The following is a 22145-nucleotide window of genomic DNA, read 5'->3' as shown; positions in this document are numbered from 1 at the left end:
GCAAACAAAAAAAGTCCCCCAAAAACGAGAGTAGTGTAGTACTACTCTGGTTCTTGGGGGACTCCCATTTTAGAATAATTTAATTTTCACTCTTGCTACCTTACCAAAAGTGTATACTAAGCGTTATAGATTTGGCAATAATTAATTTACTATAATTAACTATATTACTACTTTATTCCTCAAATACACTGAATAGAATTTCAGCCTTTTTAGAATTGTTCTTTGCTTCTTTGTCTGTTTCAGAAGCTACAGCAACCTCTGACTTTGCGGGTATTTCACTTAACTCTTTTAGTAATTCGTTTTGAAGCTGTTCCTGCTTTTCGCCTAATTGAGACAGTACTGGTCGCTGCACCTCTTTATTTGATATATTACTGTCTGACTCATGAGTTATGTTTATGCGCTCCTTTGGTAAACCCTGTGGCATTTCTTTGGACAAAACATTGACAGTGGGTTCACCATCATCGCTACTTAGAATAACACTACTAGAAGGAGGTTCTGTTTTGATATCTTCTGAATTAGCGGGACTTAAAGGAACAATCGGCTCTATTGCGTCAGTATTCTTTTTTAAATCTTCCGGAACAGCTTCTAATTTGTCACTTGAAACTCCAGCTGGTATTTCAGCCTCTGGGTCCGAGTCTTTTTTATTAAAAATTGGTAGTGTAATAGGATGATCATTACCGGGATTTAGTAGAAGCGGTTCTGCCTGCTCAATGTCCGATTTCTCTAATTCTTTAATAACCTCTTCTTCATCTAATACTTCAAATTCTTCGAGAGTTTGATTCTCGGTTAACAAAACTATGCCCTTTCTAGACTCTAGCCATGTTTTAGCAGCTTCTTCATTTACCTGGATCACGGCCTCGTTAAATTCTTCCTTTGGAACAAAGTTTGCATCAATTTGCATAACCGGCACCGGCTTATTATTAGCAACAATTTTAACTGCACATTGGAATGGATTCTGGAAAATGATATCGCTTGGAGATAGGATAGCCTCCTTTTTCTTCTGATAGGAATTCCCAACCCGTAACATAGGCTTTTCTTGCAGTGGGCTGACTGCTTGTTCATTTACTCCTTCTTCAAATCTTTCAACCTCCCCGAATATTTTTGAGAAAAGTTGAGCATCAAAATCAGGAATATCCCCGTAAACCATTTTGTGTCGTAAGGTACCTAGCAAAGTATGCATATAGGTTTCTCCATACTTATCCGCTAGCTGGGCAACAGTTTGTGCTACAACGGTAACAATAACTTTATATTTACGTGACTGAGCTGGAAACTCTTTGAATGGTTGATAAATGTAATCTGGAAATTCATCTACTAAAATATGATGAAAGTTTGATATATTAGGTTTCCTTCTGAAAACTGCATTCTGAAGACTCAACAATACGAGTTTACCTAATACGTTGGATAGGCCGCCGAGTTCTCCCTTGGCCGAGTTCACTAGTAAAACACCGCCTGATTCTAGATGGCGGTCAAATGAAAAATCAGATTTCCCAAATAATACTCTTCGTATTAACGGGCTTGCCCCTATGTCGTTAAGAATGTTTCTTAAACCCTGTACATACTCCGCTTTAGCATCGTAATATTCTTGCTGCCCACGAAACTCCCCTTCTTGGACAAGTTTTGGTACGTTTCCTTGACCTGCTCTTTCTGTTTTCGGAAGAAGGTTTGTATCAAACCATTCATCTATCTGTTTTACGATAGCCCAATGATTCCGCTCATCACGATCTTCCAGCAGGTCCACATTTTCTGGGAAGGTCTTTTTAAGTTTCTCATGCATTACACGAACAAGGTTAGGATTATCGTACATTTTTAACAACATGTCGAAAGTAACTTCTTGTTCAGGCTCATGCAGTTTTAGTAAATAGATATAGTGCTTTAAATGGTTCCTTTCACTCTGTTGGAAAAAGAAGTTTGCCTGACCGCCTTCTGCTAGACCCTCGATAACCATAGCGAAAGCTTCAGCCACTTTATCAACCGGTCCTTCCATAGGATTTATAGATGGAGTATTCGGATTTGTAGGGTCGATGTAAAATACTGACTCCTCTGGGATGCCATGTGCTTTTACTAACTGAAATGCCTTTTGGCAAAGGTCGTTTGAAGGCTCTATTATGCTTACACCATTTAGGTACATACCCTTAACATCTTCCGTATGGAAGTCCTCCCTCTGATACAGAGAAGGATATTCATTTATGTAGCGGCTCATCCAATGTAAATCCTGATTAATTATAGGTAGAACCAAAGCAGCGGTTTTACCTGTACCGATACTACCAATAATGACATTGTTGAGAGTACGGTCCTTACCTGGTTGGATAACCATTTCTTTTGTGTCTGAGTCTGGACCCAATACCACATCTGGCCATAGTTCCTTTTTGCTCATCTTAAAGAATTTTTGCAGATGAACATTCTTGTATTCAAATTCCCAAAATGCTTGATTAAGTTCCTTTGAATATTGTGAGTACTGTCCAAATAGCCATAGCATACTTACGCAAGTAATTGTAGTAGGAACGAACATAACTGTTAGAAGCAATGTTTGGGTGTCACCCACCGCAATTTCTAACCATATACTTTGAACATCCATTTGATTTATGCGATTTCCTAAATACGGGATCAGGGTGTTATATACTGGTGCGCTAATCAACCAAAGGAAGTGAAAAAACATTCCTATAGCCATATTTCCAAACCAAGCAATTCTCCACCTTTTCGTTTGAAATGCTTTAAACTTTGTACTGATTAGCCATCCCACTATAAGACAGATTGCTGATAACCAGAAACCGATTCGGCCAGGTTCTGTAGAATCACCAAATAAAATAAATGATGGTACCACACCTTTAAATTGAGCAGACATTAAAAAGTAATAATTTATGGTTGCCCGGATTGTTAGATACAAAGAGAGAATACCCAGTATTGAAACGGCAATGCCCGGCAATTTTAACAGCAGTTTATCCCTCATAAAGCAACACCTTCTTCCTCTTAAATTTAGAGGTTTGCTGATAAAATGTTGATCCGTCAATACTATTTCTTTGTAGCCTTTCTAAAGAACTGAAATAGACATGATTTAACTCCCAAAGGTCACCCAGATTATCATGCAATCTCTCCTCTTCTGTTTGATAGATAGCAAGGATTCCATCGACATGACTTTTATAACGGTCTTTTTCTAAAAGCCAGTTTAAATAAGCAAGTTGGTCCAAGGACTTTACGCAGCCTTCATCCATTACTTTGATTAAAAATGTTTTTACCTTCTCTCCTTCTCTTTTCATGTCAAAATGGCCTTCAGCAAAATATGAATTTAATACGTTTCCGGTATAAAACTCTTCAGGTAGCCTTTTTACCATTGAAACATTGAGGTGTTTATTAGTTTCTAAAGCTCCAATACTTTCATTTAGTACATAGGAATGTTCCTTAGTCTTTCCTGTTAGTATGTTATAAGCTACTTTCCCTGCTCTGCTAGAAGTGACCACATGGAAATGAAGGTTAGGAATGATATGAGCGCTTGCCCTAATAACATATTCTTTTATTTGGCTTACACGCTTTTTACGTTCTTTTGGCCGATCTTCCACATAGCATAGGATGTCATCATCTGCAGAATCTATAGGGGCAATCAATATATGATGGTCTTTATGTTCTAAATTCTGAGCATTATATTCTACATACCTTTTAACTTTGTCGATGATAGTATTTGCTCTTTCATGCCCGGTATCCGATTCAATATTCAGTATTGATGAATCACTGTACAAAATCCAATCCGGTTCTACTAGAGTTGGTGTTTTTAAGAGATTTTTTCCTTGTTCTTTATAAGCCTTCTTCACTTTAGTGTCATAGTAAGGAGTTTCTAATGGAGGAATTGAAGTAAACCTACCTCCCTTTTTATAAAACTCTAAATACGTTCTTATAACTATTTCTCTTGTTAAAAAGAAGTGATCAGCCGTTTTAGGATTTGGCAGCTCTACCAAAGGATAAGTTGAATTATGGATAACCCCTTCATTTACTAAAATATCAATTCCATTCTTATTCATCTGTACACATCTTAATTGGACCTTCTTCCTCCCGCTATAAACTTGTGTTTTGGTAATCTTAAGCTCGTTCCATTTCTGAAGCTTCTTGTAGACAGCACTCTTTTTCATACCATATGCCTTTAAAAGAAAAAACCTTACTTGTGAGACAGTTACTGATTTATGTAACCATATTAGCTTTAATAATTCTTTATCCTTTTCAGTTATCCATGCCCTACCATTATTGTAAGTATAGATAGACTTCTCACTCACCACTTATAGCCTCCTTTCTATGAGATAAAAAAAGACCCCGAACAAACCAAGCCTAAGCTTAGTGAGTCCAGGGTCGTCCCTTTAGATATGAAATTTCGACCTGAGTATACCATTTTATATAAGGGCTGGCAATAAAATATCGTGATATCTAGCGAATGATTATACAGGGATATACAAAGAATCGTGACCTTCATACTTAATAATTTTTGTTATGAAATAGCTATATTTTAGGGTGCGAATCGATGTTGTAAAATCAATAGAATTCAGTCTCAATCCTTTAACTTAAACGGGGTGAAAATACGGTAAGAACTCACACTTGCTTTGGAACCCGTATTTACTATAATACCAAGACTTCAAAGTACTATTATTGGTGTACCATGGTGGAAAACTTTTGGTGGAACGATAATCTTTCCACCACAACCTTTCCACTGGTAAGCGGAACTTTACTGATTTTGTTATATCTTGAGGACTAAATATAAAATCATGGATTGAATGAAAAAGTGAATACCCCTATGTAAAAGATAGTTAGGAATCCTTTCGAGACCTCCCCACTACAGACAATCTCCTACAATCATTTTCCTTCTGGCAATGGCTCCCCGGCACTTAATACTCCGTATTCCAGTAATCGTATAAAACAATTTGCTGTTTTTACTTAAAAAAATTTATTTTAATGATAATGCTACTACATGAGCTTGAATGAACCTGAATGATTGCTAGACAACGGTAAATATGTAAGTTGAATGAATTTGAATTGTGATCGAAGATGTTCATTCTTCCCTTTTTAAACAGAACTAAATTGAATTTAATGATACGAAAATGAAATATGGGGGACTTTATTATGTAAATTTTAAGGTTCATAATTAAGGTACACAATTGCGGTACACATCGAGCGTCATTGGAGGGCAGGTTTTTTCAGGAATCAAGCTGTCTGAGATTTATATTGTGTACCACAATTAAGGTACACAAGGATGGAAGGAAAGTACATTTATTTGAGATAATAAAGTATATATATATTGCATTTATTTGGCTTGTTTTCTATAATGTTCCTTAAAGGTACACAAAAGAGGTCTTTTAAGGTTCATAAGGTGGTGAAGGAATGAGTGAACTTGAAGCTAAGAGTTTCAGGGACTTAGATGAACTGGAATACGATAATGACACACTGCGATTCCTTAGAAAAAAGCTAGATGACTTTACTATTGACGTATTTAGACAGGTCGTGAAAGAAAACAAGATACATAGAGGCCTTGTTAAGACTAGGTTAGATAACTTTCATAGCAAACGAAAGAAGTATGATTCCGCTTTTTTGACTCTTGAAGCTCAAGGGTTCGTTGAGAAAAAAGAAGACGGAACCGCGACTCCCTATTTTGTTACAGTAAGAGGCAAACAATTAGCCCAACTACTTTATGAAGAAAAGTTAAGGAAGGAGCAACACATATGATGATTAAGGCTTTTGGAGAAAATGAAAAGTTAGGTGCAATTAAAGCGCTGCTATCCCCACATTTACTATCTGATGAACTAAAATCTGAAATGGATCGTTATCCTTCACAAGCAATTATTGGTCTTGGACAAGGTGGTGGCCGAATCGCTGCTGAATTATCAAGGTTTGGTTATCCAACTTTCTTACTCAATTCATCAAAATCAGATATGGAAGAACATAAAAATTTAATTCCGGAAACTCATAGGATTGTAACTTCCAGTAAAGACTTTCCTGAACTTGAAGGTACAGATAAAAATGCACAGCTTGGATTTGAAATCGCTAAAGAAAATGCAGACTTATATAAAAAGGTCGCACTTGACGATGCAGTACAGGACTCAGAGTTCGTTTGGGTATGTGTTAGTTTAGGCGGCGGGACTGGTAATGGAGCGCTAAAAGTAGCATTAGCTTACCTGTCAAAAGTTAGAGAAAACAGAGCCCTACCAGGCGGGAAAATTCCTTTAGGTGTTATTTGCTCCCTGCCTTCTTCTGACGAAAGAGGTTCTGCATTTAGAAGGAACGCTCTTGCTGGTATTAGTGTAATTCAGCAGCTTATGAATGAAAACAAAATGGGTGCTGCTGTAGTTATTGATAATGAAAAAATGAAAGACTATTACGCAAATAGCCCTCTCAAAACATACGGAGGCCTTGAAATTGATGCTAAATCCTATAGCAATATGGTGATCGCAAGTGCTTTGGCAGAGATTTCATCTCTACCTCTTTTAGATGGACGGTCCGTATTTGATAAAACGGAACTACTTACTACCTTATCAACTCCAGGCTGGCTATCTATATCGAAGCACAAGGAACTGAGAAATGATGAAAATATCGAATCTGTTATAGGAAATCTATTTAATAACAATGAAGTACTGGCTACTTATAAAGTTCAAAATGCAGTGGCTGGTGCTGTAGCAGTTCTATATCCTTCTTCGAAGAATATTTCACCTAAGATTGCAGATGATGTTTTCAGATATACTTCTGACTTGCTTGATACCAAAGTAAACTTATCAATATCTAAAAATAGCAAATTGGAAAACCTTACTTTATATGGCCTTGCCGTTTACCCTTCTCCCTCTGTAAGAATTCAACAGTTAAGAGAAGAATTATCGCAGTGGGAACAGTTAGAAAAAGAACAAGAGGAAGCTAAGAAACAAGCTTCTTCAGCACTAGGGTTAGATGAATTTGATGACTTCTTTTCTTCTGGAAACACTACAGTCCGACGGAAAAAGATGACTTTAGATGATCTAGAATTTGAGGATAATGAGAATAAGCCAAAGAAAGCTAAAGTTGCCGATTTGAATGATATTGATTTTTAAAAAGACAAGCCTTCTAGGCTTGTTTTTTTGTATTTATTCCTCCAAACTTTGTGTACCCCTTTTATGTACCTAAAAGGACCGTAAACCATCAATCCCTCGTATATCAACGTTATATATGTGTACCATAATTAGCAACCTCAATTGCGGTACATATAAAATTATTTTTACCTTACTAATACGGTTATTACTATAAGTTAAAATCAAAGAATGCCCTTAAGTTATGTTTGGTTCGCTTTGAAATTCAAAGAAAAGACTTGTGCTGGATCCAAGACGCAAAAAAAGCTCTTAACCTGGATAAAAACCCAGTAATTCACAAAAATCATCTTCACTCAATATAACACGGACGATGTTTCATCATTCATTCTCGATCAAACGCAAACAACAAAACAAGAACCCTTATAAATCAAGCGCTATTAAGCACAAACGATATGTAGCGTTACCGTTCTTGTAACGTTAAATAGCGCTCTTTATAATTCAATTACGAAAACGATAGATTCATACATATGCGTTTGATTCAATTACGTTATTGATTTATTAAATTTCGTAAGGTAGCGTTCGCGCTGATGTTCGTTTGTGGCAAATATCGCAAGCGCTGCGAATCGTTCGGAGCTTGTTAACGCCTAATATATCAACGTTTTGAGTTGATTTATGGATTTATTAAGTGTAATATTTCTTATAAATGATTGTAGAAATCTACAGTACTGGAGGTGATTGTGTGGAAAGCTTAGATATGAAAGAACTGCTTATGAAAGAATTTGAAAATGATCCTATATACAGAATGGCTGTTTTGAATGGATTAGAGGACAGCGTGTTCACAATGGGTATTCAATCAATGCATAAAGACATGACATATAGCACTGTTGAGGCAGGTCGTATTATTGAACGGTCTGACTCTACAATTAGAAATCATTTTCGTTCAGATCTAATCGAGTACATTCAACCTGAAAAGTTCGGGAAGTTTTACAGGTTAAATTATAAAAGTGTATTTCGTTTACATTTAATATTTGTATTAATGGACAAGGCCTCTAAAACTTCTGTGGATCTTCTTGCTGAGCTAGGAATGCAACCTGGTGTTTCCATGGGAGGGAATGTAAAGAGGGTTCAACGTGAAAGTACCGATCTTCAAGAGTATAGCGATCAGCTGCAGAATAATTATGAAGAACGTTTATCAACTATGGAGCGAAATCTAGGATTCCAGAGTAAAATGCTGAACATACTTAAGTACGAAAAAGATATTTCTGATATTGAGAGAAAACTAGAGAGAAAAGAAGTTGAGATAGACCAAATCAAGACAGATGCTTATATGAAGTACTTAGAAGAAAAACAAACGCAGCTGCTATCAACCTCATTGAAAAAAAGTATTCAAAAACCTTCTTTTTTAGGGCTTTTTAAGAAACCTGATATTATTGATGTTGAGCAAATTAACAAGGATGTAGAAACAAAGCTAAAAGAAAAAATGGATCAAGAAATTAAAGAGAAGATCAATATAGCAAGAAAAGAAATAGAAACACTTCAAGAGGAAAAGAGGAAAGTAAATACGTTATTACAGCAAGAGCGTGAATCTTTTTCGAATATGCAGCTCGATACTGATGTAGATGACAAAAAACTATTAAGTGCAAATATGAAATAGATTGAAATTTCCGAACATATGTTTTATAATGGGCTTACTAAAGTTGTTCATAAGGGGTGGGGCAGAGTGTTAACATATTATTTTAAAGAGAAAACAGTAAGAACAATTGATAAAGTGGTGGTAGCTGCAACCGCAGTAACTCTGCTAGCAGCTATCGCCAGGACAATCATTAATTGGTAAGTTCAATATCTCCTAAAGCTATTAAAGCTCATTCAGTAAATATTTACTGGGATGAGCTTTTTTTAGTCATTATTATTGTATTTCTAATGGGTTTTTGTTAAACCTTAGCTGCGTTCTTGGTTTGAAAAATAAATAAAATACAGGGTACAACTGAACTCTAAAAAAGTTAGGTTTCAAAACCGCTGAGTAGTTAAGGTGAGTCTAAAACTTGCGGTAGTAAATTACAACAAAAAACCACTTAAAATTGGCAGTATTTTAGTTTTTAAGGAAGATACGAACATATAATCTAGTATAATATAGGAAATATAAAGGTCTGATATTAGGAGGGGAGAATGAATGCCTTACGGATTTATTAAGCATATCGAAAATAAAGGGTATAGTGAGGAAACAGTAAATAGCTACGAAAAGGTTATAAACCAATTTTTTGCCTTTATTAAAGATAAATATCCGGAGAATAAGGAACCTTTTCAAATTACCTCTTCAGACATAATCAAATACTTAGAGTATCAACGTGATATAAGAGAAAAAAGTATCTCGACAATAAATAAAGAACTTGCCATTTTAAAGACTATGTTTAACTATTTTTGGGAAACTGACAAAGTACCTTTAAGTGTTGATCCTGCAGTCAAAATCAAGAGGTTTGTTGTAAAAGAAAAGCCAACTGTGCACATTCAATTTCACGAAATTCTAAAAGTGCTTGATCTAGTTCTGCTTAATGATGAATATTCGCCGCTTAGAAAAGTATTGTTTTTATTGGCCACTAAAGGCTTAAAGATGGCTGAGTTTGGATTTACCAAGGATAAAGTTAAAGATAACGCAAATAAAGATATAGTTGAAATTCAATTGAAAAATAGAACCATTACCCTCCAGGGATCTGAAGTGGCGTACTTCCATGAGTACTTTTACTCCACTTTTTTTAATGGCAGCGAGTATGTATTTACGACAAAACATCACGGAGAGAACGTAACTGGACCTATACAGGTAATGTCCATGCAAAGTCATTTAAGAGCAATATCTCGTGATTACCTCCCTGAAGGATCTCCAGCTTTAACTCTTACTATAATTCGAAGAGCTATCGCATTTGATCTTTATTCTAAAAAAGTACCAATCCAGCTCATAGCCGCCGAATTAGGAATTGAAGAAAATACTGCATCATACTATCTGAAACAGATAGTCGAAGGAACCTATACCCAAAAAGAACTTGAATAGGCTTCAAAATTAAGTGTATAATTGTGGAAACAAAAACAACAATGGGAAGCACCCAGAAAAACTATCTTTTATTGGAGATGGTTTTATTCTGGAGTGCTTTTTTTTATGGGAAAGGAGCTGTAGCGTTGGAAGATAAGCAAGTTGCTAGAAACCTATTAGATTTCTCCAAAGCAGTCTTAATAGGAGAAGGAGATTTTAATTTCAATAATTCCAATGATGTATTATCTATACCTTTTAACAAACAAAAATCTTTATACTTATCGGAAGTTCTTAAGAATGAGCAGATTAGTAACTATATTGAAATTAATAGTAAAAAAGAACAGCTTAGTATACATTCACATCCAATTTTAAAAACTTTGAAGGACCAATGGTACAAAGATAATTCGAAGATATTTAGCTTAACCTTAGATCCAGGCTTGATTACTTTAAAATCGATTATTGTCTGCATCAACTTATTTGGAATTAGAAAATTAGAAAGCATATCACTACCAACCAGTATTGATAGAGATCATCTTAAAACTCTTTCATATTGTTTAGAAAAGCATTTAAAAGTGCCAGTAACACCTAGCAATAACCAAATGAAAATAACAGATATACCTAAACTTGTCACATCTGCAGTGAGTGACATCTCTGCTTTACATAGCGCAGAACTAATAAATTATCTTACTACTAAAGAAAAGAAGCTTTTGACAGAAGGGATCTTAAGATGAAAGTTAAAGCTATTTCTCTAATTCTATCTAGTTCTTTGCTGTTAACTGGATGCGGTGGTTTATTCGATAAAGAATCAAAAAGAATTGAAGCTCTAAAAGAAGAAAAGAAGCAAGGTGAACTTAAGGATAGCAAAGAAAAAGAAGAACAAGAGAGACCAGTTAATGAGGTAGTCTATGAAAATGAGTTAGATACCTTAAAAGAAGTTGAAAATCTAGACTACAAAAATTTAGAAGAGTATAAGGATGCTGCAGAGTTTTCAAAATTTGTCGCAGACGCATTGTATAAATTCTACACAGTGCAACTTTCTCCGGAAAACTATTATGAATTCCTTTTACAATATGGAACTGAGTCAGTAAAGGAATCTTTACCTTCTAAGGATGATGCTGTAACTGTATTTTCTTCATTACAGGACCTGTATCTAAAACAAAATATTAATGGCGAAAGCTACACATTAACAAATGTTACTTTTAACCGGCTTAAAAATGAAGGGAGTTTTTATCGTAAGGTTTTAACAACAAACGGGGAGGAGTATTTTATATCTATAATTCAAAAGGAAAATGGAGTTTGGAAATATGCTGATGATAGTCCTTCACCTCCATATGAAGTTCAGGATAATGCTTCATAATACTTACAAAGGAGAATTTAGATGACACAAACCACTGAGATTAATATTTATGAATACACACAAAAGAAATTAAAAGCCCACCAACAGAATAATCAAGAGTTCAATATTGATTTAGCAACAATCTATGAGTTCTATAAAAATAGATTATTACAATACGTGCAGCATGACAAAGTAGAGAAAATGGAGAATATGCTATTTGCAGGAATTCAATCACAAATATTTAATGGTTACTTTATGGCAATGGAATTAATGCAAAACAGCGAATCGAACTTTGAGGATGATTGGTTTAAACAAGCAGAAGGGGTAATAGCGCAACAAATCCCCGATATGCTCCGAGTCGGCTCAAATAATAACCTAGAAGAAGTAATAACCATGGATAGCCTTAGAGAGTTGATCAAATGGATGGTAATTGAATATGAGGGTGTTTACCCTACCCTGATGGATATATCCTTAAATACGGCTTGTTTAGGGGCATTATGGGCTTTTAAAGACGAGGCTAATAAAAGAGGTATACATTTTTATAAGTCTCAACACAAAGGCATTATGGCTTCTCTAGATGACATTACCTTTATTAATCCTCAGAACTATCTTAGTTTAACTGCAGTAAATAGTTTAAGTGAAGTTTGGGAGATTATAAATTCAGATTATAGAGGATTAGACAAAATAGGAGAAGTAACAGTTTTGGCTGTTGATATCGGGGATAGCGAAAAAGGTCTTTTCCTGAATATCTCAATAAAAACTAGCCTAACTGATTTAGAGCAGGACAATCTTTTAGATCAAATAGTTACTAGAGCAGTTGTTATGAATACTCTTGATACAGATAAACTTACAGTTAACTTAGCTCAAGTAGACAGTTTCTTTCAATACAACTAATAAACAAGACCAAGCAGATTGCCTCTGCTTGGTCTTTACATATCTTCTTTTCGAAGTACACAAAAGACCATCTAAAAAATGATGGTCTTATAAAAATTAATTTATTTTATTGAGTTATCGGCTCACTTCTCATATATCCTTTCTTAGAATGATAAAATATCTTATGGGTAGATACTGTTCCTAATTCGAATATTTCATTCAATACTGTGGATGCTGCTAGAGCTGAGTAACGATTAGTTATCACTCTCTGCGGATTAGAAGCAGCAAGTTCAGTACATGAAAGTTCGGACGGGGCAATTTGATCCTGGTCTTCTAAAATATCAGGAAATACAGAAGCAACTGGCTCAGAAATTACATTCCCATTAATTTTAAGGCCACATACCAATTGACCCGTAAAGCCTGATCGTTCATAAGTTTCCAACTCTTCTTCTGTCCAGGCATCTTTTGACCGGATACGGAAGTCATTGGGAACCTGGACTTCCTCATTCCCAATATCGATATATAATAGGTTATCTACTTTTTCAAAGTATTCATGGAATACCCTTCTAGAGAAATTGTTATCAACACAAGAGATTAAGATTGGTACATATGATGTACTCCAGCCATGACAACCTTCATAGTCTGTATTAAATAAATTGTCTAAGGTTTCAACATTCTCAATATAACTAGCGCTATATGTTTCAATGTTTACCTGGTAAGCTGAGCGATAACGTTTAGCTAATACTTCCGCTTTGTTCCTTCCTAAATCTTGGCGTAAACAAAGCTGGTTAGCTAGGTTCTTTTCTTCATAATGGTCATAATCAGCAATCACCATTTTGCCCCACATATCAAAAATATTGAGCATTTGAGCTACTTGCTGAATGACATAACCTCCATTACCTCCCGCTCCAACTAGCACAATATGAGTGAAAAGTCGTTTGCCTTTTGTAAAATCCACAGATATTTTCGGCATATTACTCAACCTCCACATTTGAGATATCACTAAGATAAGTCGCATAGTCATCAAATACCGGGTTTTCAAAAACATTAAAGGGATTAATATTAAAGTGTTTTTGAGTCTCCTTGTTAAATGTTCTGACGATTAAGTCCGGAAAAAATTTATCCAGGCGGCCAACTATGGCATAAAGGATAGGGGACCTTTCGTTAGCATCATCCACTGGAGAGGGGATAGCCGGCATTACATGATGAGAGTGGATCTCCATAATTTTCATTAAGTTTCTATCACCGTATTTCTCAACATAAAGCCACGCATTATCATCATCGATTGAGCAAAGCACAGAATTAACCACTTGCTTGGGAAAATCTAAGATAAATGTTCCTTTGTCTCTGTCAAGGTAGATGTCGGCATGAACCTCCGTTCCAAACTTACTAGAAAAATCTTTGGCTACTACGATAAAATCAGCCAATATGTGAAAGGGAATTTTCTTTTTCTTTGAACAGGAAGAAACCTCTGCAGATGCAGAGGTCTCCTTACAATCCACCATACCTTTCTTCTTTGCAGAAAGTACGGGTACAATAATGTTTTTCTTCTCAATGTATACAAGTTGAGTAAAGTTGGCCACAAGCTCAGGAAAGTCATCTTCTAATTTCTTTCTGAGAGCATTTTCAGAAATCGGCTCAAATGCTGATTCTTCTCCATCATCATCTTTTTTCTTCTTTTTAGTCGGAAGTCCATTTTCTAGCTCTTCTATTGAGAAATAGTTGGTAACTGGCAAGTCCATACCCGCATAGCGAACAATGGTATCAACCAGGACTTTAAATGGATCCTTTTTTGGAGCAGCTGGTGTAGAAGCTTTGGCCTCTTTCTTTTCCTCATTTGATTTCCTTAATTTTTTTTCGATTTGTTCTTCTCGCTTTTTTACGGCGGCTGCTTTTGCAGCTTCAAGCTTAATTACTGCCTCATCCTCAATATCAAACATGCTAAAAATATCAGTTTGTTCTACCTTTGTCATTGTTTATTTCCTCCAATTAGTTTTTTTAAAAATTTCCAAGTATAGACTCTTTTAAAGGAACAAGCCATTCATCGTTAAAATCGTTGTCCTTAAGTACGGTAAAAAGCTCTCGTATTGTTTTTCCATTAGACGTCTTTGACCCATAGTCATCCCCGAACGGTGCCGCAAAAAAGATATTATGAAAAGTACTTAACTGAGATAGAGTTTTAATAGGAGGGAGTTCATTTCCACCCATACATACCTTTGTATCTATGTTCACATTTGAAAAAGGAAACAGAAATAAAGGGGTTTCATCAGTTAGTATCCCTTGCTCTTGCACTGCTACAATGTTAGATAGGATTACTTTAGTGTCAGACACTGAGTATTTAAAAATCATCCTTGGGAATCCCACCTTCTCAAAAGCCTGAGAATGATAGGTAATATCCCACCGCCTTTTCGGTATCTCAATGTATACTTCATGCTGTTTAGCAGCTCGATTCACCCATACATGCTTTATGCAATTTTGCGGTAAAATAGGAGTTGAAATGTTTTCTCCACCTGCACTAGATTCCGATAAGATCCGGATTAAATCTGATAGAGTAATTTTATATAAATCCTGGATGATACGGTTTTCTATTTTCACCATCTTGTCCAAGCTTTCTGTCTTTCCATCAAAACGGTCAGATAATCGCAGAACCTCTACATAACCTTCATAGTCATCAATTTTGTCAGATAGCTTGATAACATAATCCATTATCTGTCACACCCTCAATTTGTATATATAAATCCTCTACTAATTTAGTAATTCTAGCCACTGCCTCAGCCGCTTCAAAAAATACACTTGTAAAATAAATTGCCAAGACCAATCCATATTCCTTATGGAAACTCATATCAAATTCAGTAAGATCTCCGTAAAGTTTGGATAATGGCTTTTTTAGCTTATCTATCTCACCCGTATCTAGTAGCTTTTGAACCTTATCATTGTTTAATAAATATAGCCGCTCAGGAGTAGAAGAAATATTAGATTCTTTAGCAATGGTTTCTAGTTTGTGTTCATCTTCATAATCTAGCTGTCTGAATGTTGGATAAAGTGCTTTTAATCCAGCTTCTAGAATCTCGAAAGATGAACCATCATAACCACCTGGATACACAATGTAATCCGGAAATTCTTTCACATTAACCCCTAAATCGTGCCAAATCTTTAATGTAAGAAAATTGCTTATTGATTCATCGTAAGCGTATTTTTCTTCTGCATCTAATAACATTCTCATGCCAATTCCTCCTTAAATGAAATCATCTTCATTCTCATAAACCTTGTTATTACATTTGGTTAATGAATAGATCAAGTCATCCCAGGCAGCGTTAATCTCCCATAGATTGTCTTTAATAGCGACTAAATCTGCCTGTGTCATTTCATCATCGTAGTGGGGGAGGAAATAAAACTCATAAAAAGCTCTAAGACCTCCGTTTAGATTAAAAGAATCAAAATCCACCTTTTTGGTAGGAGTATGATTCCATACATATTGAATGACTTTGGCTACTCCTTCCTCTTTCTTTTCAGAGGTTTGCTTTTTAATTTGCTTATAAGGCTCCAAAAGTTTTTCTACTTTATGAAAGTCAATCTTCAAATTAATTCCCCCATTAGAAAAGGAGGGAGATAACTCTCCGCTCCTTACTGTGTTCTAACTGGTAAGACCAGCTGAAGCTCTTCATACTCAGATTCACATGGAGTTAACAAGAAAGGTCTCATTTCTCCGTTGAACTTGAAACTTATGAATTCGTCATCGATGGCTTTTAAAGCATCAACAATGTATTTTCCCGAAAAGCTAATCGTGAAATTATCTTCGCCTTCTAAAGACTCATAATCTACAACCGATTCACCTTTGCCTGTTTGAGCGGTATAAGAAGAAATAGTTGCTGCTCCGTTTACATGAAGTTTAATTACTCCTCCTTGTCCATTGTCTGCATTATTAGCAATCCCGCGGATTATTTCAATTTCATCCAGGAACACTTTCCGATTAATCTTCATTTCCGCTTTAAAATCTTGCGGAATGAGACGGGAAGTATCAGGGTAGGTGCCTTCTAACAAACGACAATAGAACACCAAGGAACCACTTCTAAAGATGAGCTGGTTTTCTGATTCACAATAGATATGGACATCCTCCTGTAAATCAAATGTTTTATTCAGCTTATCAAGCGATTTCGCAGGAATAACAAACTTTAAATCCCTATCTGAAGTGTTTCTCACCTGGACTTTACCCAACCGGTGAGAATCGGTACAAACCATTTGCATACAATCTCCAGAAAGGTCTAGGCATACACCGGTTAATATAGGGCGTATTTCAGAATCAGCCGCAGCAAATCCCGTTTTCTTGATTAGATTGCTAAGATCAGTGCCCTTTAAGAACAGGGTAGATTCTTCAATAGCAAAGTCGGGTAACTTTGGAAACTCTTCAGGGTCAAACGTATTCAAATTAAACTTAGACCGGCCTGATTGCAGAAGGAGAGTAAAACCATCAAGCTTTAAGGTAATGTCCTTCTTGAATCTTTTTACGGTTTCGGTCACTTGTTTAGGCAATACCGTTTTCCCTGGCTCATATACCTCAACGTTTTCACCCTCAACAGGTACGTGAAAGCGGAATGATTCATTACTGTCAGAACCTATAAAGATAAGTTCTTCATTAGTAGCTTCCATGTAAATTCCTTGTAATATAGGGATATTGTGTTTGGCGTTTACTACCTTCTCTACCTTTTTTAAAGCATCAGACAACACAGAATGGTTAATTTTAATATGCATTGTTATTCCTCCATGAGTTGTTTTTGTATAAATAAAAAAGCACCAAAAGAAAGATAGAAAAATCTTCTTTAGTGCCACTCCTCAATTAAGCGATTTTAGTTAAATTTCCATTTTGAAGGTCCTCTTTAATAAATGTAGCGATTTCTTTAACATGATCCTTCGTTAGATGTATAAAGCAACTAAACAAACTCTCAATCTTCACATTAGGAAGAAGAATTTGTACATATCTTAAAGAATCACTTAAAGCAACTTTATAATTATTTGTGATAAGAACCAGGTCATTAACCGGCCTCAAAACACCATAAAATGCTCTAAGTTCCTCTTCTGTTGCTTTATCAAGAATATTTTGTAGTGACTTGCAAGTAGAATTTTGGGTCACCTTTTTGAACAGCGGAATGATAAATTGCGGTTGTTCCTTCAGGCCCGTAGTTTCTAAATACTCACCAATTACCTTTAAACAACGAGAGCGGTCAAATTCGCCCTTTTGATTCATTTGTTTAGTTCCTTTCGGAGGTTGTTTCCCAGTTTTTTCAGTACAGAGTCATTTTGATTGCTCTGCTGAGCTTGGCTATTTTCTCTTTGGTATTGCTTTTCAGGCTTATTTTGAGGATCTTGTGAAGCATTTCTACAATTTCCTTTCTCATCAGCAGGCAAAGCCCAATCTGGAAGCTTTGGTGGCATCCAATAACCCTTAACATTAGTTTTCTTGTCGTTTATATAGTTGGATCCATCACGTTTATTATCAAAAACTTGTACGTAATTCTCTTCCAATCTATACAAATATCTTCCAATACCCCACTGAACTGCAGCTCTTTTCATTGCACTTGAAAGGCCACCTTTCAATGATTCAAACTGAGTTTGCTCTGCTCCATCTGATTTTTTTATCCATTCGCCATCTACATAACATGAGATTGTACAAAGGACTCCTTGCATAAAATCAGAAAAATCATTTTGCCATCCAGCCGGTCCGAATACTTCATCTAATCGATTTTGAATTGCTCGATTTGTGACATAAGCTAAGACAAAGGCATATTTTTTACCATTGCTTTGACCACTTCGACTGACACGCCATTCGATATCCTTTGAGGGAAAAGGCGCTTGCAGCTTTTGCATAACTTCCTCCATGCTACAATCTTTCTTCACAACAACAGCCCCTTAAAGTTTCTTAGAACTTTTCCACCACTTATTTTTTGCTCCATTAATGCAAAAAAACCTCTGAGTTTGATAGTTACAAATAAGCACATAATGCTTACTTGAATTCCATCAACCCAAAGGTTGTAAGTTTAATAGAGTATCCGCTAACCAAATTATGGCTGCCAAAAAATAAAAAAATAAAAAAAGTTCCTGAAAAAATTATACAATTTTATCATTTAATTAACAATAATAAACTTCCAGGATTGTGCTATTGTGGTGTTTTTACCCTTTAAAATGCTTCCCGATGTGCTATAATATTTCTATAATTTAATTTACTTAAAGCGATGACCGCTCAAACAGCCTTTTGTTAAAGGTGTGTTTAGCGGTCTTTTTTATTTGAATCTATAAAGAGGGGAGAACAGTTAAATAAATGCTAACAGTTGATACATTTAATGAAATTGAAATAGAAGATGACGTAGAACGATTGTTAATTCTCCGAAAACGAATGGCCTTATCCCAATATCAGTTTGCAAAGGGGATGGGAATTAGTACAAGTTATCTTGGACAGATTGAAAGGGGCGAGGTACCATTCTCTCCCCAACTTAGAGTTCGGATTAACGATTATCTGAAGCGGGAGAAAGAGATTCATGAAAAAGATATATTTAGCAGTTTCTGATAAAGAAGATGGAGAAATCAGAAGTACAATTAAAGGATTGCTTCCCTTTGTAGATGTACATAAGCTATCTTCCAAGGAGGAAGTTTTAGAGGCAATAAGCAACCCATTTTTAGCATGTATCACTCTAAGTGACTTTCTGGATCAACATATTTTAGAAACCATTAAATTAGAGGGTCAACTCATTGTAATCGACTATGATAAAAGTATAAACGTTACAAATAAAAACATAGTTCTATGCAGAAGTACAAATGATACAAGAATGGCCATCTATGATTCACCTATTGGCCACTTAGGAATAGATAGAACAGTAATGGAACCATTCAATGATAAGCCGATAAAGAAAGAAATTGCTAATGAAACAGCTGAAAATGACGTTAAGAAGAGTGATAATCAGGAAAAATCCATAGACAAATCACCTCCAGAATTCTCGAAGGAAAAGGATAATACAAACTCTAAAATTCCTCCAAAAGAAAACGATCTAGAAAAAAACTCAGAAAAGATCAATAGTAAATCCCTAAGTAAAACGCCAAGTCCGGAATCTAAAAAGGCAGCACCTAATCAAGAACATGACAACTCATCAGCTTCACAAAAAAAGAGGAAGAAAATATACATTTCTTCACCTACAAAGGCTCATGATTTCGGTAGAAAATTAAATGGCGTAAATCTCAGTACAGAAAAGACTGTAGGCATTTGGGCACCTTTAACAGCAGGGGCCACAACCTTCATTGTGGATTATGCCATATTCCTTCAGCAACATGGTGTTCCTATATCAGTTGTGGAGATCCCAAAAGAGAATCCTCACTTGTTTAAGATGTTACACCGGTTTGGTTCAAAGCCAGACAATTGGATTTCACTAACGGAAAACCTTTACTCCAATGACAATGGCAATAATAACTCTTTATGGATTTATAAAGGCGTCAAATGGTTCCCGGTAGGCTTAAATGATTTTGATATTGATCGAAACCAGGATCTAATTTTAGATTTTTTTATTTCAGTTAAAGAAAATGCTTATGTATTAGTGGATTTGCCTACCGGAAAGATGGATGATTCCACTTTAAATACACTTCCATACCTCGACGAAATTTGGGTAATTGCTGATGACCAGTTTGACCGAACTAAAGAATGGAAAAATTTCATACACAATACACTCATTAAGGAGTATAAAAAGCCAGTTAAATTGATTCATAGCCGCACTGGTACTCATAGCCGGCCAAAGGACGTAGCAGAATTATTAGACTTGGAGCTCATCACAGCTTTACCTTCCATGTTTGACAGGGTAATGGCAAATAACCATGAGAGAAAACCATTGATTGCTGACATAATTGCAGCTCAAAAGCTCATACCGCCATTTATTAAAATAGCTAGAGGGTTTGTGGGGAAAGAATTTGATAAAATATACCGACCAACCTTCTGGATGAAAATAAAAAGAAAGTTATTAGATGCTGTTGATTGATTCTTCATGTAGGTGCTAAACTGATAGTAATCTATTTTCTTTTATTATTTCTTGGCTATCTTTTATGAGATAAGCGGTAATTTATCAATTTAGCGGTCTTTGGATCGAAGCAAGAGCTTTCTTTTTGATGCTCTCTCTTCTTTCCATTGGCCGCTTTTTTTATTCAATGGAGGTGGAAAAAAATGAATTTAAAGGAAATTAAAAAAGTCTTAATGACTGGAAAAGGAAAAATTTTAATAGGGACACACACTAAGAAAAGACTTAAAAAGCGAGGGTACTCTAAAGGAGACATTGTTTCAGCTTTATTTAATGGAGAAATCATTGAAAGACAAGGGGCATCTAAGGTTGTAATAGCCGGGAGAGATATGGATGATAACCCGATTGTTGTGGTCATCGCTAAACATTCGCATTTTATTTTTAAGCTTGTAACAGTCATGCCGCCAATTGATCATTTCCGATATAAGGATTGTGTGTGTAGAGCTTAAGAACTATAAGAAAGGTTGTTACGAATTATGAAATTAATGAGGCAAACTAGAGTCAAAGATTGGTATGAATACTATCGAACCCCATGTGTAATTTGTGGTAAGACAGGTGGTTGTATGGCTCACGTTGATGGTTCAGCGGTAGCTTGTATCCGAACTGAAAGTGACACTTATTTTTCAAAAAATTCGGCTTTACCTAGCTACCTTCACCTACTTAAAGGGGATAATAAGCGAAAGATTAACAAAGAGGAAATCGAAGAAATTCATGTAGGACACCCCAAGCAAAAAGATAAAGTCCTTAATACTGTTTATAGTGCATTAATAGAATGCTTAGAACTTGATGATGTACATTACAAACACTTAACTTCTCCTTCAAGACAGCTAGCTGATAAGCAAGTTATGCTAAGGCAATACCGCAGCTTTCCAGATAAGCCTTGGGAGGTAGCGAGATTGTTGAAAGAAGGTTTGGAAATTAAACATTTTAAAGGAATCCCTGGTTTTTATCTACAAGAAGAAAAGTACTGGACTATTGCCGGCAGCAAGGGCATTTTGATACCTTTTCGAAATCACTATAATGAAATTGTCGGTTTCCAGTACCGAATAGATAATCCTCAAAATGTGGTTGAAGTAAAAGTTAATCGCCCTGGTCTTAAAGCCCGGATTATAGAGCAACCAGATCTTGTGCAGGTCTCTTTTGATGGTGAAATCATCTTAGAGGAAGAGATTAAATCTAAAAAAACATGGACAACCATTGTACATGAAAATGAAGTTAAAGGATGGGTTCGAGTAGTAAAAGGAAACCGTTATTTCTGGCTTAGTTCAGCAAAGAAACCAGAAGGAACAGGTTCAGGTAATCCAGCCCCCATTCATGTTGCAGTACCTACTTCTAAGTTAAAGGAATGGAAAGAAGGGGTTAGTCTAAAAGCAAGAACTGTATGGTTATCTGAAGGTCCTTTAAAATGCGACATAGCATCAGATTGTATTGGGAAACTATATGATCCATTAGAAATTGATGATATAGGTGATATCTTCTTAGCACTTCCGGGAGCAGGAGCATGGCGCCTAGCCCTTCCTGTATTAAAGGAAATGGGTGTGGAACAAGTAAATATTTGCTTTGATGCAGATGCCGTTTCCAATGTATATGTAAAGAAACACTTAATGGAATGTGCTAAAGGTCTAAAAGAAGAAGGCTATAGAGCAAACCTCGTTTTATGGAATGAGGATGAAGCTAAGGGAATTGATGACTTATTTATCAAAAATCGCTTACCCCACATAAAAAAATTATTCTAAATTAATATAATTTTAAAGATATGAAAGTCCGTTGAGTGAGTTCTCAGGGGACTTTTCTTATTTACTTCACCAAATAAACAAGCAAGAACCTGCTTCGTCAATTTA

Annotated in this window: 21 protein-coding genes; 11 read left to right on the top strand and 10 right to left on the bottom strand. The window is 35.7% G+C overall.

Annotation, left to right across the window (positions count from 1 at the left end; translation table 11 throughout):
- Positions 1-172: 172 nt before the first annotated feature.
- Positions 173-2947, bottom strand: coding sequence for a type IV secretory system conjugative DNA transfer family protein (locus MKY20_RS24945; protein WP_341003600.1), 2775 nt, complete (start codon positions 2945-2947; stop codon positions 173-175).
- Positions 2937-4259: a hypothetical protein gene (locus MKY20_RS24940; RefSeq protein ID WP_341003599.1), complete on the bottom strand. Its 1323-nt coding sequence runs from the start codon at positions 4257-4259 to the stop codon at positions 2937-2939. The genes MKY20_RS24945 and MKY20_RS24940 overlap by 11 nt, the downstream gene beginning before the upstream one ends.
- Positions 4260-5355: 1096 nt before the next feature.
- Between MKY20_RS24940 and MKY20_RS24935 the strand changes: the two genes are divergently transcribed.
- The 7 genes from MKY20_RS24935 to MKY20_RS24905 all read left to right on the top strand — a co-directional run bounded on the left by MKY20_RS24935 (position 5356) and on the right by MKY20_RS24905 (position 12277).
- Positions 5356-5697 carry a hypothetical protein gene (locus MKY20_RS24935; protein ID WP_009336102.1) on the top strand — a complete coding sequence of 114 codons (342 nt, stop codon included), beginning with the start codon at positions 5356-5358 and terminating at the stop codon, positions 5695-5697.
- Positions 5694-7049 carry a cell division protein FtsZ gene (locus tag MKY20_RS24930; RefSeq protein WP_113885130.1) on the top strand — a complete coding sequence of 452 codons (1356 nt, stop codon included), beginning with the start codon at positions 5694-5696 and terminating at the stop codon, positions 7047-7049. The genes MKY20_RS24935 and MKY20_RS24930 overlap by 4 nt, the downstream gene beginning before the upstream one ends.
- A 715-nt stretch (positions 7050-7764) precedes the next feature.
- The gene (locus MKY20_RS24925) at positions 7765-8679 is read left to right on the top strand and encodes a hypothetical protein (protein WP_009336104.1); all 915 of its coding nucleotides are present in this window, start codon (positions 7765-7767) and stop codon (positions 8677-8679) included.
- Between the two features lie 516 nt (positions 8680-9195).
- Positions 9196-10068 (top strand): tyrosine-type recombinase/integrase, encoded by an 873-nt coding sequence (locus tag MKY20_RS24920; RefSeq protein ID WP_019379635.1) that lies wholly within the window; start codon positions 9196-9198, stop codon positions 10066-10068.
- Between the two features lie 23 nt (positions 10069-10091).
- Complete coding sequence (locus tag MKY20_RS24915; RefSeq protein ID WP_232292564.1) at positions 10092-10778, top strand: hypothetical protein; 687 nt, start codon at positions 10092-10094, stop codon at positions 10776-10778.
- Positions 10775-11404 (top strand): hypothetical protein, encoded by a 630-nt coding sequence (locus MKY20_RS24910; RefSeq protein ID WP_009336107.1) that lies wholly within the window; start codon positions 10775-10777, stop codon positions 11402-11404. Before MKY20_RS24915 ends, MKY20_RS24910 begins: the two co-directional genes overlap by 4 nt.
- Positions 11405-11425: 21 nt before the next feature.
- Positions 11426-12277, top strand: coding sequence for a hypothetical protein (locus tag MKY20_RS24905; RefSeq protein WP_009336108.1), 852 nt, complete (start codon positions 11426-11428; stop codon positions 12275-12277).
- A gap of 106 nt (positions 12278-12383) precedes the next feature.
- On the opposite strand, the gene MKY20_RS24900 is transcribed toward MKY20_RS24905, so the two are convergent.
- The 8 genes from MKY20_RS24900 to MKY20_RS24865 form a co-directional block, all read right to left on the bottom strand.
- Positions 12384-13229 carry a ThiF family adenylyltransferase gene (locus tag MKY20_RS24900; protein WP_009336109.1) on the bottom strand — a complete coding sequence of 282 codons (846 nt, stop codon included), beginning with the start codon at positions 13227-13229 and terminating at the stop codon, positions 12384-12386.
- A gap of 1 nt (position 13230) precedes the next feature.
- Complete coding sequence (locus MKY20_RS24895) at positions 13231-14229, bottom strand: hypothetical protein (protein ID WP_009336110.1); 999 nt, start codon at positions 14227-14229, stop codon at positions 13231-13233.
- A gap of 25 nt (positions 14230-14254) precedes the next feature.
- Positions 14255-14962 (bottom strand): hypothetical protein, encoded by a 708-nt coding sequence (locus MKY20_RS24890; protein ID WP_009336111.1) that lies wholly within the window; start codon positions 14960-14962, stop codon positions 14255-14257.
- On the bottom strand, positions 14937-15479 hold the full coding sequence (locus MKY20_RS24885) for a hypothetical protein (RefSeq protein ID WP_009336112.1): 543 nt from the start codon (positions 15477-15479) through the stop codon (positions 14937-14939). The genes MKY20_RS24890 and MKY20_RS24885 overlap by 26 nt, the downstream gene beginning before the upstream one ends.
- A 12-nt stretch (positions 15480-15491) precedes the next feature.
- On the bottom strand, positions 15492-15836 hold the full coding sequence (locus MKY20_RS24880; RefSeq protein WP_009336113.1) for a hypothetical protein: 345 nt from the start codon (positions 15834-15836) through the stop codon (positions 15492-15494).
- Positions 15837-15880: 44 nt separating this feature from the next.
- The gene (gene dnaN / locus MKY20_RS24875; RefSeq protein ID WP_009336114.1) at positions 15881-17005 is read right to left on the bottom strand and encodes a DNA polymerase III subunit beta; all 1125 of its coding nucleotides are present in this window, start codon (positions 17003-17005) and stop codon (positions 15881-15883) included.
- An 85-nt stretch (positions 17006-17090) separates the two neighbouring features.
- Entirely contained in the window at positions 17091-17498 is a 408-nt protein-coding gene (locus MKY20_RS24870; RefSeq protein WP_009336115.1) for a hypothetical protein, read from the bottom strand.
- Positions 17495-18118 carry a Rad52/Rad22 family DNA repair protein gene (locus tag MKY20_RS24865; protein WP_198286745.1) on the bottom strand — a complete coding sequence of 208 codons (624 nt, stop codon included), beginning with the start codon at positions 18116-18118 and terminating at the stop codon, positions 17495-17497. The genes MKY20_RS24870 and MKY20_RS24865 overlap by 4 nt, the downstream gene beginning before the upstream one ends.
- A 451-nt stretch (positions 18119-18569) precedes the next feature.
- On the opposite strand from MKY20_RS24865, the gene MKY20_RS24860 reads away from it, so the two are divergent.
- The 4 genes from MKY20_RS24860 (at position 18570) to MKY20_RS24845 (ending at position 22040) form a co-directional block, all read left to right on the top strand.
- Positions 18570-18815 carry a helix-turn-helix domain-containing protein gene (locus MKY20_RS24860; RefSeq protein WP_009336117.1) on the top strand — a complete coding sequence of 82 codons (246 nt, stop codon included), beginning with the start codon at positions 18570-18572 and terminating at the stop codon, positions 18813-18815.
- Positions 18787-20268: a hypothetical protein gene (locus MKY20_RS24855; protein WP_009336118.1), complete on the top strand. Its 1482-nt coding sequence runs from the start codon at positions 18787-18789 to the stop codon at positions 20266-20268. The genes MKY20_RS24860 and MKY20_RS24855 overlap by 29 nt, the downstream gene beginning before the upstream one ends.
- A 182-nt stretch (positions 20269-20450) precedes the next feature.
- The gene (locus tag MKY20_RS24850; protein ID WP_009336119.1) at positions 20451-20753 is read left to right on the top strand and encodes a DUF4258 domain-containing protein; all 303 of its coding nucleotides are present in this window, start codon (positions 20451-20453) and stop codon (positions 20751-20753) included.
- A 114-nt stretch (positions 20754-20867) separates the two neighbouring features.
- Complete coding sequence (locus tag MKY20_RS24845) at positions 20868-22040, top strand: DUF3854 domain-containing protein (RefSeq protein ID WP_341003587.1); 1173 nt, start codon at positions 20868-20870, stop codon at positions 22038-22040.
- Positions 22041-22145 lie beyond the last annotated feature (105 nt).

Source organism: Cytobacillus sp. FSL W8-0315 (assembly GCF_038002905.1).
Classification (GTDB): domain Bacteria; phylum Bacillota; class Bacilli; order Bacillales; family Cytobacillaceae; genus Cytobacillus; species Cytobacillus pseudoceanisediminis.
The sequence above is the reverse complement of the archived record's forward strand: the minus strand, read 5'-3'. Positions and strand labels throughout refer to the sequence as shown.